The organism is Paenibacillus sp. TY11 (assembly GCF_059772165.1).
This window is the reverse complement of the sequence record NZ_JCBAIQ010000006.1, coordinates 282249-300029: the sequence shown is the minus strand read 5'-3', so window position 1 is coordinate 300029 and position 17781 is coordinate 282249. Positions and strand designations below refer to the sequence as shown.

The following is a 17781-nucleotide window of genomic DNA, read 5'->3' as shown; positions in this document are numbered from 1 at the left end:
TGGCTCGCTTCAAAGTCAATTGCTTCGCGCATTCCTGTAATAAAGTTGAGTACCGAGCGATGCTGCAGCATAACTCCTTTCGGATTTCCAGTCGAACCAGAGGTATAGATGACGTAAGCTAAATGCTCTGCGCGGACAATCGCCTTCAGGTTGCCGCTCTCTCCCTGATACAATTCTGCATCCTCAAGAAACATGGTATTGGCGTTGCAATGATGCTCTTCTGCCAGCTCACGGCTGGTCAGAAGCACTGTGGCCTTGCTGTCTTCCAGCATGTATTCAATACGAGATGACGGAAATTCGGGATCGATCGGCACATAAGCACCACCTGCTTTTAGAACGGCCAGCAGACCTACGATCATTTCCAATGAGCGCTGCACCATCAGTCCGACCAGTTTGTCAGGTCCTACTCCCTGTGCTTGAAGCATTCGTGCCAATGAATTCGCCCGTTCATTCAGCTCCCGATAAGTCAGACTCTGATTTCCAAACATAACCGCTGTCTGATCCGGTGTACGTTCTGCCTGTTCCTCGAATAGCTCATGAATCCCCACATCGTGTGGATAGGGCACTGCTGTCGCATTAAAAACATCCATAATTTGTGCCCGCTCTTCGTCACTCATCAGTGACAACTCCTGAATCCGCTGCTGTGGCCCTTTCACCATATGCTCTACCACACTCAGGAATTGGCGAATAATTCGGGCGATCTCCTGCTCGCTGAACAGCTCGGTCCGATAATCCAGTTGCAATACAAGTTTATCGTCATCCAGCATGTCTATCATGGCAATATCGAAGTCGCTCACCGTATCTCCGCAAAAATCGGTATGCACCTGCTGAACAGCTTCATCAAAACGGGAGAAGCTCAGCGTACGGTACTGAATGGTAACGCCAAACAGGCGGCGAATATCCGTGCCGCTTTGCTGTTCATGCAAATCCTGAATGATTTTGTTGTACGGATAACGCTGATGCCGCAAAATGGACGCCTGCTCCTTGCCAACACCCTGCAGGAAGGTGAGCAGCTCGGATTCCGGCTCAACCCGCAGACGTGTAGCCACGGTGCTGACGAACATGCCCATTGTATTTTTTTCCTTCTTCAACGTACGGTTAGCATACAATGTACCCACGGTTAAATCCTGTTCCCCTGTCGTTTTATGCAAATAAATATACAGAGCAGCCAGGAAAAATGTAAAAATACTGATGTTATGCGCCTCGCAAAAAGCCGTGACATCACGATATAATTCGTGCTCCAGTGTATAATTCTCCCGGCGTGCAGCCGTGCTCACCGTGAGCGGATTGTATGATTTTAAACCTGTAACCTCCGACAAATCGGCAAATTTCTCCGTCCAGTACGTCTTGTCCTTTTGATAGCGGTCCGATTGCTCATAGCTCTGCTCCACCTGAATAAAATCGAGATATGAATTCGCTGGGGCTGGCGCATCTGAACCTGTACCATGCACAATATTCATATAATGCCCCGTAATTTCATTAATGGCCTGCTCCATGGTTACGCCATCTGAAATAATATGGTGCATCTTGAAACTAAACCAGGTGTCTTCTGCCCCCAACTGCAAAATAACAAACCGATACAGCTGCGAATCCAGCAAGGGGAACGGCTGTGCGTTATGATGGCTCACCCATAGCTCAGCTTCCTCCGGGGTAACCTGAAGCGTTTCTATGCTTTGAGCAGCAAACGGCTCCACATATTGATAGGGAATGCCGTCCCGAGCCGTGATTTTGATACGAAAAGAATCGTTTTGTGCAATCACCCGGTTCATTGCCTGCTGCAATGCATCTATGCGAACCGTTCCCTTGATTTTAACAGTGGTAATAATCGTGGACGTGTTGCGATTGGGATACACAAGCTCCGTGTACCAAATACGTTGCTGTGGCTGGCTTAATGCAAACAATTGAACATTGTGCTGGGTCATACGTATCTCTCCTCGCAAAATAGATATGGGTAAAAAGTAACTCTGCATAAATGACCGCCCTTGGCAAGGAACTGGTCATGCGTGCCCTGTCCTTTCAGCTCACCGTGGATAAAGCCCAGCAACAGCTTCATGACTCTTCTTCCTTCGACTCATCCAGAATTTCGCAAATACGCTCCCCACAAGGAGTTGTGCAACAACGATACAGCCGCATCTAGGTGCAAAGTGTGGAAATAAGGCTTAATGCCAAATTTCTCACTCCTTTCCTCCAGCATTGAATTGCCAATGGCGATCGGGAAAAGCGACGACTCCTGATATACCATTGAGATATGGGTGTGCAAGCTGTTAAATTCCAATCTGTCGAACTTTCTTCCAAATAGTAGAATGGTTCCAGCATGTTCTCCCGGTACATTAAATCCGCAAAGCAGTTTGAAATATCGTGCTTTTGCGCAGTGCGAGCTTTTTTAAGTTTCAATAGACATAGTGAGATAACTCTGGCTCTGGATGTATGAGCATGTGCATGGAATGAGAACGTTTTCGAATTATGCTGAGAGTGCATCTTGGTGGTGGGTTGAATGTAGAATGGTTGCCGAGATGTTAATAACGTAGTGTATCGTGATGTGTGCTGTCTGACTCATGGCTGTAGGGTATCGATGCTGTAAGATGCATGAGCTGCTGCTGCATGGTTATGAGATGAGCGTAGTTTTAGGGTGAGGAAGCGGACAAAATATTCACGACTGCGCGTCATCGGACAAGCCAACGGGATTCCCAGGCTGATAAACATACTTTTGCATACCTTAAAATCCGTACGCAGACGAGCATAATAAATTGCATTAACTCTGATTTTGCAGTAGTTCTTCGAGTGTTCCCTGCATCGAACGCAGCTCTTCGGTGAAAGGTTGATCTGCTAAATCATTGAGTTCTTTTGGAATACGGAAGATGTGGGGCGGATTTACCAGATACGATGATATGGACAGACGATCTTGCAGTTTTGCTATACAACTGCCATTCTGTTTCGAATGCAACCAGTGCTCCCATACAGTGTTAAAGAAAGAAAAAGGCTTATGTACGTATGAAGCCATAACGGGAAGCAGTGAGGGCATGATGTCCTGAATGGTGTCCAGACTGGATCTTCTCAGACAGATGAATCACGATTTTCAAAAACTAAGATTGTGACCGAGTCGCCATATGAATTTCTCACATCCTCTATACAGACCATAATATAACATTAAATCCTTATATCGCTTTTTTACTCCCAATACTTTCTAGCTATTTTAAATATACAAACTTTAAAAACGATTAGCATGGGACATAAGTTCTAAATTGATATATTTCATAAAAATAATATATAAACCATATTATTCTATTGATTTTATATCTTTTAAATGCAACCATTTCACTTTTTATATTAATTGACAGTTGCTCTTGACCAGTTAATGTGATTCAACTGATTTTTATGAATTTGGTAAAATCAAAATTATGGATTTTTTCAAAAAAGTCCATAACCCTTGTACTAAAACAATTTTTACTTTACATGCCACTAACACAAATATAACAAATCAATCTGACATCACTCGACAAATTCCAAGTTTTTCTGCAACTTCATTCACCCTCCTATATTATGGAACTTTTTTTCGCCATGCTTACATCAATCAAAATTAATAACTCTTCATTTTTTAAAAAAATAGTTTCGTTTTATAGTTCTTTTGGACTGATTATCATGCAAAATTTTCTTTAAATCTTCTTCTAAAAAATCAGTTCAGATTAGATTTTTCTCCTAATAAAGCTATAAATTTTGTTTTCATACTAATAGAAACGTTTTTATCTTCCTTCAAAAATATAAATTTTTAGAAATTTTATAACTTTGGAACTAGTTTTTTTCGCAATCTTCAATAAACCGGAAACACAAAATAGCAAGTCTCCATGTTGCAGAAGACTTGCTATTATTAGGCTTTTAGCGACTTGTTTCTTAAGGATTAAGGGGTTACCATCACAGCGAATGTACCGGAAACGTCTGTGTTATGTGGTAGATGTTGCGTACCAATCGAATCGTTTTTGTTGCCGAGCGCATCAAGACCGAGTGAGTTTCCGCCCTGTGACCAGACAGAGAACGAACCCTTTGCAACCACTCATCCAGGTATCACACAAGCCCTCAAACATCACGTGTTTTAGGTTGCAGGGGATTTCCGTTGCTGTTCACGCTCCCTCTGTTCCTCTGCATGCACATGTGTAAGGTTTGAGCAGCGTACTTGGCGGTCTTCTCTAACACCACTCCCTAACTATGGGCAGGTACACTGGCGATCATGGACAAACCCGGCAAGATGCGATTTGAAAAAAGTTATATCCTCATTCTCATACTATCTAGAATTTCAGATTAGATTGGTGTATCGTGTCATAAAATTTATATGACATTGCTGCGTTAAGAGAATGAAGAAGACGAACCGGGTTATAATAATGACATACCGAGCTATTCATTTACCGTTTTCATATCGCCCATTCGTTTCTCAGTGCTCGGCATACCTCGAGTAAAGCGCGCCTCTCCACAGCTCGTTTGCATTCTCCGCTCCACTGGCTGCTGGGTCGTCTCCACCGCCTGCATCACCTACTAGACGCATCTAGTCACTTTGTACAAATCTTCTTGACGACAAGTGAAAAACGATTTGGCCCTGAAAAAGACGACTATAAGAACTATACCAAGACCTATCGAGATACTCTCAACCATGCAAAAAAAGAGATCTGCCCGCTTTTAAGGTCAGATCTCTTTGCTTTTTGAACAGTAGTTTGTTCTAAATCCGAAGCCGTTTGTTCATTGCCCGCTCGTGCCGCCGGATTCGCTAACATCAGTTTTCCGTATCGTGCCTTTGCTTGTGTAAGGCTTCGTGGCATTCTTGGCCGGTTGGCACGGACTTCCCAGGGATTTCAGCCTTTTTTGCTAGTTCCGCCCTTCTTCGATTTGCTCAATGTCTTTACTTCGCTTTTCCTTCCACGATTACATTTCCGCCTTGAGCTGGCCCACCGGCCTCGTTCCCCGAAGGGACAGAAGGAAGCAGAGGCCAAGCACGACTGCGGCAGAAACGTATGGATAGTTGATGTTCACGTCAAACAGCGCCCCGGCTACGATCGGGCCTGCGATATTTCCAAGGCTGGTATATGCTGAGTTCAGGCCTGCCACGAAGCCCTGCTGGTCCTGGGCCAGCTTCGACATATTCGTGCTGACGGCCGGGCGCAAAATATCCATACTTAGAAATACGATGAAAGTTACGACGAAAATGAGCCAATACGTGTGGACGAACAAAGTCAGCAAGATGAACAACGCAACGAAGAACAGACATACCGAGATAACCTTCTTCTCGCCAAAGCGGTTCAACAGCCAGCCGATCAAGGCAACCTGCACAACCGCGCCCGCAATGGAGCCAAACGTAATGATAAATGCAATATCTCGGGTTGTAAAACCAAATTTGTGATCGACGAACAACGAGAACACTGTTTCATAATTAGCCAGTCCGAAGGCCATGACAAAAACGATGATCAGGCTCAAGAAATACGGCTCACGGTAGGAGCGGAGCAATTGGGTAACCAGTCCCAGGCCTTTTGCCCTCGCCGCGCCCGCTGCAGCGATAACGTCCTGCTCTTCGGTTAGGCGAGTAGACTCCGGCAAAATGATTAGCGTGATGATGGCTGCAAGCAATCCGGCAATACCCGCCGCATAGAATGGTACCCGGATGCCGTATTCGGCGATATATCCGCCAATTCCCGGCCCGATAATAAATCCAGTCGTAATGGCGGCATTAATAAGTCCCATGCCTTTGCCGCGCTCCTCTTCGGACGTAATGTCGGCCGTATACGCCATCACCGACGGGAAGATCATCGCCGCGCCGATGCCCCCAAGCATTCGAGCCGCAAACAGCAGGACAGGTGCATTTACGGCACCGAACATAAATTCAGATACGGCGAAAAATAGCATACCGATGACAATTATCTTTTTCCGTCCCCACGCATCGGACCATCGGCCCGCGATCGGAGAGAACAGGAACTGGGTGAACGAGAACGCCGCCACCAGCAGGCCTACCGTCGTGCCTGTAATGTGCAACAAATCCATGTAGGCCGGCATAATAGGCACTACCAAGCCGATGCCCGTAAATACTAGAAAAATATTAAACATCAACAGCAGCAATGCGCCCCTGTTACGTATTAGCAATGCCATGATTACTTCCTCCATGTTTCTTCAAAATACGTCTTGTTTCCCGGCAACCATCTGCCTGCAGGCTTGTGAGCTTACTTTAGCCCTCGAGAGATGCCGTGCAGGAACACGTCAGCCGCCTGGCGATAGAGCGTAAGCGCCTCCTCCGGCTCCAGATCGCGTGACAGCTGGCTCAGACCGATAATAGTGCTTTCTAGTATAATGGCGAGCCGAGCCGCGTGATCCGTCTTGAATTCCCCGTTTTCGATTCCTTGCTGCACCAGTTGCCGGTTAAATTGGATGTGATGCTTCAGAATCTGGTCGATCCGTTCCTCAATATCGTTTTCCTTCTTCTCCCCCGTAAAAAACTCATCCGCCGCTTTCGTTAGCGGGTGATTCATATCGTCCAACACAAGCTGTTCCATCAGCCCGTATATTTTTTCGGTGCAGGTTTGGTACAAATGCTCATTGGATGCCCAGCTCTCTTCCCATTCTCGATTCCATTCATCAATCAGATAGAGGAACAGCCCCTCTTTGCTTTTGAAATGATAATAGATGTTGCCCTTGCTGCTGCCCGTCGCCGTCACGATATCCTCAATCGAGGTTGCCTTGTATCCCTTCTGGGCAAACAGCGCTTTGGAAGCCTCGGCAAGCCTGCGTTTGGTTTGCTCGGTTTGAAGCTGCTTTTTGTTCATTCCATCCACTTCGCTTTCATAAATACTGAACGTTCATTCTGTATGTTATCATTAGAGCCCGAAGAAGTAAACTAAAAGTATAAAAGCTACTCCTCCCTTTTCTCCCCACATACAATACAATTCATCCATTTTATTTTCTTTCCTTGCCCGTGCAGGATTTTCAGCAGTTGTCACTGTACAACAGCTCCTTTTGCCAACTGACACCGGTGATTCCTGGCACAATTTAAAATGCATCACTTGAGCGGGATAAAACCTTTTTACAATTGTCATACCATTTCACCCACAGACTACTCCCATCCAAAGTTGCTCAGATAACCGGCCTCACATAACTCCTCGATAGCTGCATCGATCCCTTTATCTTTGTCCATCGATGTAAATAACCAAAATTTTGATTTAAAGTTGCATATCTTCAGGACTCAAACCAAATGAGGATGAGCTCTTTCATTAGAAACGGTTATACGCTCTATTCTTGTTAATTGTTGTGAAAGATGTTCGCATATTTCCGACAAAGGAATTTGCCTGAATCATCGTATAACCAAAAGAATATATATCAGGAGTCTTTGCGCTTGTCACATCACCAAGGCTGTATCGGGTCGATTAAAATTGGCTTCCGCAACGACATTGTCATAGCTTAAGTGTCTTTCTTTGTTCTGATTTGAATGTCCTTACTTCATTCGATTAGCTCGGACAATGAACGAACTATGTCCGGAAGGCGTTGCAACATAATATAAGTTCTTAAGAAATACTCCTGAGCACCTACAATTTCTTATATCCTCCTGTTTCACTTCATAAAGACCCATCGGGAATGAGATAATATTCTTGTCACCCGACAAATGATGTCCAGTAACATTTAAATACGAATTTCTATAACATACGCTCAAACTAAACCTAATTAGTTCATATTTATGTGTTACAATCGCAAAGTTCTCTTTTTTTCGAAGTTAAAACCCTGATTTTTCTACACTAAGCAGAAGAATCAGGGTTTTATATTGCCTTCTTGTTTTCAGCTTTTTCAATTTCTAAATGCTGTAATCTCAAACTAACGCCTACGTTAGCCATCCATGAAGCGCAAAAATCAGTGTTTCAAACTTCGTCATGAAGTTACTTCTGCACTATCTGAATAAGGTTGCCGCATGTATCGTCGAAGACAGCTATTGTGACTTCGCCCATTTCTGTCGGTTCCATAGTAAACTTCACGCCTTTTTCCATTAATCGTTTGTACTCTTTGCGAATATCTGCAACGCCAAACATTGTTGCTGGGATGCCTTCGGCAAATATCTTCTTTTGATATTCCTTTGCGGCAGGATGGTCATTCGGTTCGAGCAAAAGCTCGGTACCGTCTTGATCATCGGGAGAAACAAGCGTTATCCACCTAAATTCTCCGACAGGAACGTCCTCCTTTTTTACAAACCCCAGCTTTTCTGAATAAAACTCCAGTGCTTTGTCTTGGTCTTGTACGAATATACTGGTAACAATGATTTTCATACTGTTTTTGCCTCCTTTGATATTTGTGACGCATGGTGCTGTGCTAACAATCTGGCTGCAAGCAAAACAACCCACACATTCGTCAGTAGTCCTGTTCCGATTTTATAAAATTACTCTATCCATCCTTTCAGCAAATTTTTGAGTGGTTTGTTGTTGAATATATTTACCCTGATATGCTGTTAGCTATTAGTGGATTTTAGGATGCATGTTCAAACTGACTGTTGTATAGATCGGCATAGAAGCCGCCTTTAGCCAGCAATTCCTCATGGTTACCCATTTCGATAATGTCACCGTCCTTCATGACCAGAATCAGATCCGCGTTCTTAATCGTGGAAAGGCGGTGAGCAATCACAAAGGAGGTTTTCCCCACAGTCAGCTGGTCCATCGCTTGTTGAATCAGCAATTCCGTACGCGTATCGACTGAGCTTGTGGCCTCATCCAAAATGAGCATGGGTGCATCTTCAATCATGGCTCTTGCAATGGTAATCAATTGCTTTTGACCGGCAGAGAGATTGGCTTTGTCGTCCAGCACGGTATCATAGCCCTGCGGCAGTGTTTTAAGGAAGCTATGCAGCCCCACCGCTCTACATGTTGCTTCGACCTGTTCATCGGTAACATGCTCTTTGGAAAAGACGATATTATCACGGATCGTTCCTTCAAACAGCCAGGTATCCTGCAGCACCATACAGAATAATTCATGAATATTCCCACGCGTTAATTGGCTGATCGGGGTTCCGTCAATGTAGATTTCCCCACCGTTCAGCTCATAGAACCGCATGAGCAAATTCACGAGCGTGGTCTTACCGGCGCCTGTCGGACCGACAATGGCAATTTTCTGACCAGCTTTAGCTTTCATGGAGAAGTCCTTGATAATCATACGGTCTGCATTATAGCCGAAACGGACATGTTTGAATTCGACATCCCCTTTGGCGGTGTCCAGCTTCGTGGTCTTGTCACGCTCATCTGCCAATTCTTCTTCACCCAGAAATTCGAATACACGTTCACTGGCGGCAGCCGCCGATTGCAGATTGGTTGCGGCCTGTGCCAGCTGCGACAAAGGCTGTGTAAACAGACGAATATACACCATGAAGGCCACAATAGTTCCAATGGTTATAGTCTGTTGGTTGACCAGCAAAGCTCCCACGACACAGACCGCGACATAACCAAAATTTCCAATGAACATCATGACTGGCATCATCAGACCAGACATGAACTGGGACTTCCATGCATTTGTATATAAGCGGCTGTTAATGCCATGAAACACTTCCTTGGCTGCTTGTTCTCCGTTATATACCTTGACTACGTTATGACCGGCATAGGTTTCTTCGATATGACCGTTGATCTGGCCAAGCTCCGCTTGCTGTGCTACAAAATATTTCTGTGAATGCTTCATAATCACGGTCATCAGGGAAAAACCGATCAGCGTAGCTATAATCCCGGTAACGGTCATGATCCAGTTCGTATACAGCATCATAATCAAGGCGCCCACGAAGGTTGCCAGCGCGCTGACAAGCGTGCCGAGACTGTTGTTTAACGTTTGTCCGATGGTATCGACATCGTTGGTCACACGGCTGAGCACATTACCGTAGCTTGTAGCGTCAAAATACTTCAAAGGCATATGATTGATTTTTTGAGACAGCTCTGTCCGCATCTTCTTTGTAAGACGTTGTGAGACGGTTGCCGTAATGAAGCCTTGGAAATAGTTAAAGATAAGACCAAATCCATATAAAAGCGCTAATACAAGAACAATCTTCTGGACAGCACTCACATCAACCCCAGTTACGATTCCTTCCTGAATCAGGTTGGCAATATCACTGAGCTTATCCGGGCCAATCACGTTGAGGGCAGAGCCGACCAAGGCCAGCACCATAGCGAGTATAATCATGGGAACATAGGCCTTGCTGTAGGATACGAGCTGGCTGATGGTCTTTTTAAAATTATTCACTTTTTCACCAGCACCCCTGCCCCCCGCGGGGCCTTTACCCATGGGACCTCGCTGATTCATTTTCATTTGCTGGCTGTCGACGGTGTGTTCATTCTTATCCATGTACGAGTTCCTCCTTCGAAAGCTGCGAATACGCGATCTCCTGATAGGTGCTGCAGTTCGTCATCAGCTCTTCATGCGTGCCGCTCCCTACAACCTCCCCCTGGTCCAGCACGATAATCCGGTCAGCGTCCTTGATAGTGCCTATGCGCTGAGCAACGATAAGTGTTGTAGCGTGGCCGGTTTCTTTTTTGAGAGCGGAGCGCAGAATCCGGTCTGTTCTGTAGTCTAATGCAGAGAAGGAATCATCGAAGATATAAATCTCCGGCTGACGGTAGATGGCACGCGCAATGGACAGACGCTGCTTTTGACCACCGGACACGTTCGCTCCACCTTGTGAAATCCGTCCCTGATATTGACCATCCATTTTTTCGACAAACTCCGTGCCTTGGGCAATTCCAACGGCTGCTTTGACGAATTTCTCCGAAGATCCTGCTCTTCCGTTATCGCCATACGAAACGTTGGATGCCACCGTACCACTGAACAGTACAGCTCTCTGGGGGACATACCCGATTTTGTTATGGAGTTCCTGTTGCTTATAGTTCCTGACATTCACACCGTCCACAAGCACCTCTCCCTCGGTCACGTCATAGAAACGGGGAATCAGATTGATCACGCTGGTTTTGCCGCTGCCTGTGGCGCCAATAAAGGCAACCGTCTCGCCCTGTTTCGCCGTAAAGCTAATATTGCGAAGCACGGGCTCCTCCGCGTCCGGATATTTGAAGCTGACATTACGGAATTCCACCTGACCCATAACGCCCTCTTCTCCAGCCGTCTCATGCCCATCAACGATGCTGGATTTGGTATTCAATACCTCCATGATCCGTTTGGCAGAAATCGAAGCGCGAGGCATCAGTATGAATATCATACTTACCATCATAAAGGCCATGACCACCTGCATCGCATAAGAGGAGAATACGACCATATTGGAGAACAGCGTAATGCGGTCCGGCACGGCCGCTGCGTTAATCAGGAAAGCGCCGATGCAATAAATTGAGACACTCAGACCCGACATAATAAAGGTCATACCCGGACCAATCATCGCCATTAACCGGCTCGCAAACAGATTCGTGTTCGTCAATTCGACATTGGCCTGCTCGAACTTATCCTCCTGATACTGATCTGCATTATAAGCACGCACCACCCGAAGTCCGGTCAGATGCTCACGTGTTACCCTGTTCAGATTATCGGTGAGACGCTGGATTCTCTGGAAACTTGGAAGAGCGAAAATAACAATGACACTTAGCATCAGGATCAGAGCAGCCACGGCCGCTCCTGTAGAGGCGGTCCACTGCCAGTTTTTATCCGCAATCTTCATAATGGCCCACACGGCCAGAATCGGTGCCTTAATGATCACCTGCAGCCCCAGCGCAACCACCGTTTGAATCTGGGTAACATCGTTCGTGGAGCGGGTAATGAGGCTGGCCGTCGAAAAGCTGTTCATCTCTTCCATCGAAAACGATAAGGTCTTATCAAAGACCATCGCACGCAGACGCATGGCCAGCCCTGCAGCCACCTTTGCCGCGAAATAGCCAACAATAATAGATGCAATCATACTGCCGACGGCACAAAACAACATGTAACTGCCAGGAATCAGCAGTTCGGCCACAAGCGTTCCTTCCTTTTGCAGCTTGGTCGTGATTTCCGCCATATAATCAGGTAGCTTCAGATCAAGCCATACCTGTACAACGATGAAAGCCAGGCTGCAAAGCACGAGCATCCATTCATTTTTCTTGAGATATTTGAATATCTTCAGCATTCTGTTGCTCTCCTTTTATCTGATAGTCTTTGATGTCTGGTGAAGTATGGTGGATCCTGCATCTGCATAGGAATTCAGCTTCTAGAAACAATAAGCTTAATGAGTCGGATCAGTTCTTTGGCATCCTGTTCGTCTAACTTTCGAAGAATATTCTCGGTCCATGCGATTCCTTCATTATACCTGTCAATCATAAATTGCTTGCCTGAATCCGTAATGAATACAATCACCTTACGCTTGTCAATGACATCAGTACGCCGTACAACCAGACCTTTCTTCTCCAGGCTCTTCAGTGCCGTTGCTACCCGTCCCGTACTGACGGATAGGTATTCGCTTAAGTGGCCTGAGGTAACCCCGTCCTTATTGAAATTCAGACAGATGAGAATCCCCATTTCACCACGTGAGAAGTGCCCCCGTTCCTCTAATGCCGGTTTGCGCGATTTGACGATATACTCGAATAGTTCTGTCGCTAATGCTTTATAATCCAATAGTCACAACACCTTTTCGTTAATATCTTACACTATAAGATAATAAACCTTATAGTATAAGATAATAATAATGTCCGGCTACAAAGTCAATTCGGGAAAATATGGAAAACAAGAAAACCTCCGTAACCAGCTTGTATTTTCACCAATTTTCCGCTCTACAAAAAAACCGCAGCCTTCCAAAGCGAAAGGTTACGGGTTTTTCATTGGCACATCTATCCCCTGCTGTTCATTTCAAGGTAAGTCTGATTGGCGATAGCCGCACCACCACCATAGATCGGTTCTCCAGCTATGTTGGTAGCTCCGGCGGAATGTCGGCCTTCAGTTCCGGCTGCAGCATTGCTTGCGGATTGGAAAGCTGCCGGAAACGGTCGGCCGGAATATTCGTGAACTCGCCACGAATGCCTGCGAGGCCGTCTGTCATTTTACCGGTCATGAAGACGCCCATGCCGATGCCGACGATGATCATATACTGAATAAGCTCCCACCCCGCCGTGTCCACCGTCATCTGCGACATGAAAAAGTAGCCTGCGGTCATGATCGCCATCGAGGTGACGACGATGGTACGGAAGCTGAGCTTTGTAATCAACCGACCGCCGAAGTCCCGATAACGGCTTGCGAGAATAGCGGAATGTATGTATTGCGCCGAACAGGCCCTGCATTTTGCCACTGCGTTCGGGCGGGAAGAGGTCGCCGATGATCGTCATACCGATCGGTATGAGTGCGCCGACACCGATCCCTTGGATGGCGCGTAAGATGATAAGCTGTGTCATGTCCTGCGACAAGCCACACAGAGCCGAGCCAGCGAGGAACAGTCCCATGCCCTTGTAAAGACGTACTGTATAGACTAACATAATCAGCAAAAATAGCCTTGGCCGACTAACGGCCAAGGCTATTTGCATACGAGCGAATCGGAGCCGATCCGCGATTAGTGACCCTTCATCATCGCCAGGTCTGGATTGTCCTCGTCGGCGGTTCCGTCTTCTTCCTGCTGCTTCGGTTTACGCAGAAGGAGCGACAGTGCGACACCGGTGGTTGTGAGGCACGCGGACAGGAAGAACGTATCGCCGTAACCCGCGACGGCGGCGTTCAGCGGATTTGCGTCCGCTCCCGCGCTTGCGGCGTGGGAAGTGATTTGCGACGTCAGATAACCCGTCAGGCCCGCGATCGCGAACGAGACGACGACTTGCTGAGCTGCTGTTGTCAGCGGTGTAACGCGGCTCACCAGACGGTGAGGCGCAGAGTTCAGGACATGCGTATTGAGCGGCATCATGGAGAAGCCCATGCCGAGACCCATGATGCAGATGCACAGGATGATAACCCACAGCGAGGTATCCACCGATATGCCGGACAAGATGAATAGGGAAATGGATACGACGGCAAGACCGGCGAAGGCGAGCGGACGCGCGCCGATCTTGTCGAACAACCGGCCGCTAATCGGCATGCCGATTCCCGCGCATAGCGCAAAAGGCATCAGGATCCAGCCCGTTTCAAGCGCGGTGTAATGCATGACGCCTTGCAGGTACAGCGGCACGATCAGCATTGCGCCGAACAGCGCGAGCTGTACGATCCACGTCAAGATGATGCTGCGTGTAAAGTCGGACGACTTGAACACTTTCAGCTCCAGCAGCGGCTGCTTCTGTGCCAGTTCCACGAAGATGAAGAGGATGAGCGCAATGCCGCCGACGGTCAAGCCCGTGATCGTCGAAATCGAGGACCAGCTGGTGCCGCCTTCGCTTACGCCGTACGCCAGCATGGAGAAGGCAATCGGCGCGAGGCACATGCCGATGACGTCCAGATGCGGCGCCGCATGGCGGCCGGATTTCGGCAAATATTTATACCCGAGAATGAAGGCGATAATGCCGATCGGCAGATTGATGATGAAAATCCAGTGCCAGCTGACAGAATCGACCAACCAGCCGGATAGCACCGGACCGAACGCCGGCGCCATCTGCAGTGGGATGCCGAGTACGCCCATGATGGATCCGCGGCGCTCTGGAGGCGCGAGCTTGAATACCATGGTCATCCCGATCGGGGCCACCATGCCGCCGCCCAAGCCTTGAATGATGCGGTAAATGATCAGCTGTTCCGGCGTTTGCGCGATGCCGCACAGCACGGAGCCGAGCGTGAACAGGGCGATCGTAATCATGAAAATTTGCTTGGAGCCGAATTTATCGGTCATCCAGCCTGCAAGCGGGATAACGGCGGATAAGGCCAGTGTATAGCCGGTAACGGTCCATTGGATCGTCTTCAGATCGGTGTCGAAGTATTCAACGAGTTTCGGAATGGCATTATTGACGACGGTACTGTCCAGAATAACCATGATCATGGCGACAATAATCGCCATGATCGGCGGCAGAATGGCTTTCAGCGAGAAGTCGTCCCCGCCGGCTGCCATCGGTTTTGTTTGCGTAGGAGCTGACATAGGTCCCTGCTTTCTGCTCATCGAGCTGTGTATGGATGAAAATAATGGTTGAGGAACAAATTGATCTGTTCTTCGATGGACGCCGACACGCGGAAATAGGAGTCGCCGTGGGATTGTTGCTTACAACCGGTCTTGATGACGGCTACAGGATGGCATCAAAGATTTGCTGAATCATGAGCAGCAGCTTATCGCGGCCGACGTCTCCCCCGATCCGTCAATATGGTGCTTTCTCGTACAAATACGCAGGCAATGCCTGCACGAACGGCGACCAATCGCCCGTCGTGTAAAGATGAAGCCGGTGCATGGCCCGCGTACACGCCGTATAAAGAAGCTTGCGTTCGTTGTCCCGGCCGTAAGCTTCGGACGAGGCATCATAGACCAAGACTGCATCGAACTCAACACCTTTGGCGAGATACACGGGAATGACCATCACTCCTTTTTCAAAGCCTGACGTCTCCTTCGTAATGAGCTGCAGAGCTTCGCCTCCATGAATCCGTAACGATTCATAGGCCTCACGGCTTTCGGCTGCGGTCTTCGTAATGACGGCGATGGAATCGAAGCCCTCGGCCTTGAGCGCCGCAATGTCTGCCAGAATTTGCGCATCACGCTTTTCCCCGCCGTCCAGTCTCGTGAGAAGTGGTTTTGGGCCTCCCCTTTCAAACGGTACAATTTCTTCCCCGCCTGGAAGCATCGATTTCGTAAATTCAACTATCTCCCTGGTTGAACGATAACTGCGTACCAGGCGGACAAGGCTTGTTTCGGCTTCGCCGAAAAGGCCGACAAGCGGCGAATCGGATGCGTCCAGACTTGTGGCCTGCATGAAGATTGCTTGCCCGAAATCGCCGAGCACCGTCATCCGGGCACGGGGGAACAGCTTTTTTAGATATTCATATTGAAACGGCGAATAATCCTGACCCTCATCAACGAAAACATACCGGATTTCCGTGTTCGTCCGGACGCCTTCGATCAGTTCTTTTACATACAAATACGGAGTCGCATCCTCGTAGAATAACTCGTTCCGGAGTAGCGCTTCCTTGGTTTGTCTGCATATTTCAGGCCACAGCGGGGGGATGACGACCCCATTCGTTTTCTCCCGATAAGCGGCTTCGTCGACAAACAATTGGCCATATATGCCTTTGATATCTACAAACGAGAGTTTCTTCACGATTTTCCTTAGCGGTTTAAAGCTTTCTTTCATGATCCTGCGGCGGAGCAGATCTTCCTCCCTCCGGGCGAAGTCAAAATCGCCTTCATCTTCCCGGCGCTTGTTGTTCATTTTCTCGCGAACTGCGGCGTATTGTTCCGCAACGTCGAATACTTCCTTCTCTTTATGCAGCATTCCGAAGACTTCCGCGTACTGCTCGGTGTCGAGATAATTCAACTCTTCCTCTACCCAAGGCGCGTCCCGTTCCATGCGTTCCAGCGAGGCCAGTTCATTCAGCAGCCATTCTTGCAAGAGAACGACACGATTGAACAACGGCAGTGAACGGTCATAACCGTAAAATTTCGCTCTCATTCGCTCCGCGGTAATCAAATCGCGGTCCCGAAACCGAATACCGTCGAATCGCATGCCTTCCCGTCCCAACCACATTCCATAGTTCTGCAGGGCTTGCAGGAAAGCCTCGGAAGCTTTATACTCGATCCCCTGAAGCCGAGCCTCATATCCTGGCACTCCTTGTGCGGTCAGTACGTATTCGATCTGATCAAAGGGATCCTCCGGCTGTAACGAGGAACCTAGCCAATAGTCGAGATATTCTTGAAAAGTCGTCTGCTGCATATTCTCTTCACCGAGCTCTGGAAGGACGGTGGAGATATAACTGGCAAACATCGGATTCGGTGAGAAAAGAACGATCTGATCAGCTCTGATCGTCTGGCGGTGTTTGTACAGCAAGTACGCCACCCGTTGCAATGCCGCGGAAGTCTTACCGCTGCCGGCCGCTCCCTGTACGATAAGCATCCGGCTTTTGTCGTTGCGGATAATGGCGTTTTGTTCCTTCTGGATGGTTGCCACGATACTCTTCATTTGCGAGTCCGCACCTTTGCCGAGCACTTGCTGCAGCAATTCGTCTCCGATCGTTTCGATCGCGTCAAACATGTTGCGGATTTGCCCGTTTTGAATCTGAAACTGCCGTTTGAGCTCCATCGTCCCTTCGATTGGTCCGGCCGGCGTGACATAAGACGCCAGGCCGGGGGAGTAGTCGTAGTACAGGCTCGCGATTGGCGTACGCCAGTCATAGATCAGAAAGCTCAATCCATCTTCGTCGACGAAGGAAGATACGCCGATATAGATCTGTTCGCTGAGGTCCAGGCCATCCTCCTGAAAGTCGATGCGTCCGAAATAAGGAGACGGGAGCAGACGGTTCAAGCTTTTCCATTGCTGCGTCAACAGCTTGTAGCGTCGCTCCCGTTCGGCCAATACCGCGGACTGCTGGTTAATCGTGTAGAAGGTCTCTTCGAAATCTTCATCCGTGCTTGTGTTGATCGTAACTTCTTCCCAAAACCGCTTGCGGATGTCCGTAGCCTGATCGCGCAATCCGGTAACCTCCGGCTCCAGTTCGGCGATTCTCGCCTGTAGCTTGTTCCTGACCCGTTCCAGCCGCTCCTGTTCCAGCCGCCAACCCTTCGCTTCCATCTCTCCTAAACACACTCCTCTTTCCTTTTTTTAGGATAAAAAAGAGTATTGACAAATCAAATTTCCAGATGTAAAATTAAAGTGGGAATAAAAATGGATATACTTTTATTTTAATTTGTCAATACCGCTATCGATTATATCATAGCGTTAATTTGTGTTC

The 17781-nt window shown here is 47.8% G+C and carries 15 protein-coding genes; all 15 read right to left on the bottom strand.

What is annotated here, in order from left to right:
- A partial coding sequence (locus tag AC6EJC_RS08965; protein ID WP_444953658.1) for a non-ribosomal peptide synthetase occupies positions 1 to 1922 on the bottom strand: 1922 nt, incomplete at its 3' end.
- On the bottom strand, positions 1919 to 2053 hold the full coding sequence (locus AC6EJC_RS08960) for a hypothetical protein (protein ID WP_444953657.1): 135 nt from the start codon (positions 2051 to 2053) through the stop codon (positions 1919 to 1921). The genes AC6EJC_RS08960 and AC6EJC_RS08965, both read right to left, overlap by 4 nt.
- 699 nt (positions 2054 to 2752) lie before the next feature.
- Positions 2753 to 2944, bottom strand: a complete 192-nt coding sequence (locus AC6EJC_RS08955; RefSeq protein WP_444953656.1) for a hypothetical protein — start codon at positions 2942 to 2944, stop codon at positions 2753 to 2755.
- A 1442-nt stretch (positions 2945 to 4386) separates the two neighbouring features.
- A complete protein-coding gene (locus tag AC6EJC_RS08950) occupies positions 4387 to 4509 on the bottom strand; it encodes a hypothetical protein (protein WP_444953655.1) in 123 nt (40 codons plus the stop codon).
- Between the two features lie 399 nt (positions 4510 to 4908).
- Positions 4909 to 6123 carry an MFS transporter gene (locus AC6EJC_RS08945; RefSeq protein ID WP_444953654.1) on the bottom strand — a complete coding sequence of 405 codons (1215 nt, stop codon included), beginning with the start codon at positions 6121 to 6123 and terminating at the stop codon, positions 4909 to 4911.
- Positions 6124 to 6194: 71 nt separating this feature from the next.
- Positions 6195 to 6794 (bottom strand): TetR/AcrR family transcriptional regulator, encoded by a 600-nt coding sequence (locus AC6EJC_RS08940; RefSeq protein ID WP_444953653.1) that lies wholly within the window; start codon positions 6792 to 6794, stop codon positions 6195 to 6197.
- A 51-nt stretch (positions 6795 to 6845) separates the two neighbouring features.
- The gene (locus tag AC6EJC_RS08935; protein WP_444953652.1) at positions 6846 to 6968 is read right to left on the bottom strand and encodes a hypothetical protein; all 123 of its coding nucleotides are present in this window, start codon (positions 6966 to 6968) and stop codon (positions 6846 to 6848) included.
- A gap of 927 nt (positions 6969 to 7895) precedes the next feature.
- Positions 7896 to 8279 carry a VOC family protein gene (locus tag AC6EJC_RS08930; protein ID WP_444953651.1) on the bottom strand — a complete coding sequence of 128 codons (384 nt, stop codon included), beginning with the start codon at positions 8277 to 8279 and terminating at the stop codon, positions 7896 to 7898.
- Positions 8280 to 8475: 196 nt separating this feature from the next.
- Positions 8476 to 10326, bottom strand: coding sequence for an ABC transporter ATP-binding protein (locus tag AC6EJC_RS08925; protein ID WP_444953650.1), 1851 nt, complete (start codon positions 10324 to 10326; stop codon positions 8476 to 8478).
- Positions 10319 to 12082 carry an ABC transporter ATP-binding protein gene (locus AC6EJC_RS08920; protein WP_444953649.1) on the bottom strand — a complete coding sequence of 588 codons (1764 nt, stop codon included), beginning with the start codon at positions 12080 to 12082 and terminating at the stop codon, positions 10319 to 10321. The genes AC6EJC_RS08925 and AC6EJC_RS08920 overlap by 8 nt, the downstream gene beginning before the upstream one ends.
- Before the next feature lie 74 nt (positions 12083 to 12156).
- Positions 12157 to 12567: a MarR family winged helix-turn-helix transcriptional regulator gene (locus AC6EJC_RS08915; RefSeq protein WP_444953648.1), complete on the bottom strand. Its 411-nt coding sequence runs from the start codon at positions 12565 to 12567 to the stop codon at positions 12157 to 12159.
- A 286-nt stretch (positions 12568 to 12853) separates the two neighbouring features.
- Positions 12854 to 13033, bottom strand: coding sequence for a hypothetical protein (locus AC6EJC_RS08910; protein ID WP_444953647.1), 180 nt, complete (start codon positions 13031 to 13033; stop codon positions 12854 to 12856).
- Positions 12990 to 13418 (bottom strand): MFS transporter, encoded by a 429-nt coding sequence (locus AC6EJC_RS08905; RefSeq protein WP_444953646.1) that lies wholly within the window; start codon positions 13416 to 13418, stop codon positions 12990 to 12992. The genes AC6EJC_RS08910 and AC6EJC_RS08905 overlap by 44 nt, the downstream gene beginning before the upstream one ends.
- Before the next feature lie 74 nt (positions 13419 to 13492).
- Positions 13493 to 14989 (bottom strand): MDR family MFS transporter, encoded by a 1497-nt coding sequence (locus AC6EJC_RS08900; RefSeq protein ID WP_444953645.1) that lies wholly within the window; start codon positions 14987 to 14989, stop codon positions 13493 to 13495.
- A gap of 214 nt (positions 14990 to 15203) precedes the next feature.
- Complete coding sequence (gene helD, locus AC6EJC_RS08895) at positions 15204 to 17621, bottom strand: RNA polymerase recycling motor HelD (RefSeq protein ID WP_444953676.1); 2418 nt, start codon at positions 17619 to 17621, stop codon at positions 15204 to 15206.
- Between the last annotated feature and the right edge of the window lie 160 nt (positions 17622 to 17781).

What these genes read in the sequence shown, in the direction of transcription:
- AC6EJC_RS08925 (WP_444953650.1), bottom strand. Translation starts at nt 10,326, where the DNA reads ATGGATAAGAATGAACACACCGTCGACAGCCAGCAAATGAAAATGAAT.
- AC6EJC_RS08920 (WP_444953649.1), bottom strand. Translation starts at nt 12,082, where the DNA reads ATGCTGAAGATATTCAAATATCTCAAGAAAAATGAATGGATGCTCGTG.
- AC6EJC_RS08960 (WP_444953657.1), bottom strand. Translation starts at nt 2,053, where the DNA reads ATGAAGCTGTTGCTGGGCTTTATCCACGGTGAGCTGAAAGGACAGGGC.
- AC6EJC_RS08930 (WP_444953651.1), bottom strand. Translation starts at nt 8,279, where the DNA reads ATGAAAATCATTGTTACCAGTATATTCGTACAAGACCAAGACAAAGCA.
- helD (WP_444953676.1), bottom strand. Translation starts at nt 17,621, where the DNA reads ATGGAAGCGAAGGGTTGGCGGCTGGAACAGGAGCGGCTGGAACGGGTC.
- AC6EJC_RS08940 (WP_444953653.1), bottom strand. Translation starts at nt 6,794, where the DNA reads ATGAACAAAAAGCAGCTTCAAACCGAGCAAACCAAACGCAGGCTTGCC.
- AC6EJC_RS08905 (WP_444953646.1), bottom strand. Translation starts at nt 13,418, where the DNA reads ATGTTAGTCTATACAGTACGTCTTTACAAGGGCATGGGACTGTTCCTC.
- AC6EJC_RS08910 (WP_444953647.1), bottom strand. Translation starts at nt 13,033, where the DNA reads ATGATCATCGTCGGCATCGGCATGGGCGTCTTCATGACCGGTAAAATG.
- AC6EJC_RS08945 (WP_444953654.1), bottom strand. Translation starts at nt 6,123, where the DNA reads ATGGCATTGCTAATACGTAACAGGGGCGCATTGCTGCTGTTGATGTTT.
- AC6EJC_RS08900 (WP_444953645.1), bottom strand. Translation starts at nt 14,989, where the DNA reads ATGTCAGCTCCTACGCAAACAAAACCGATGGCAGCCGGCGGGGACGAC.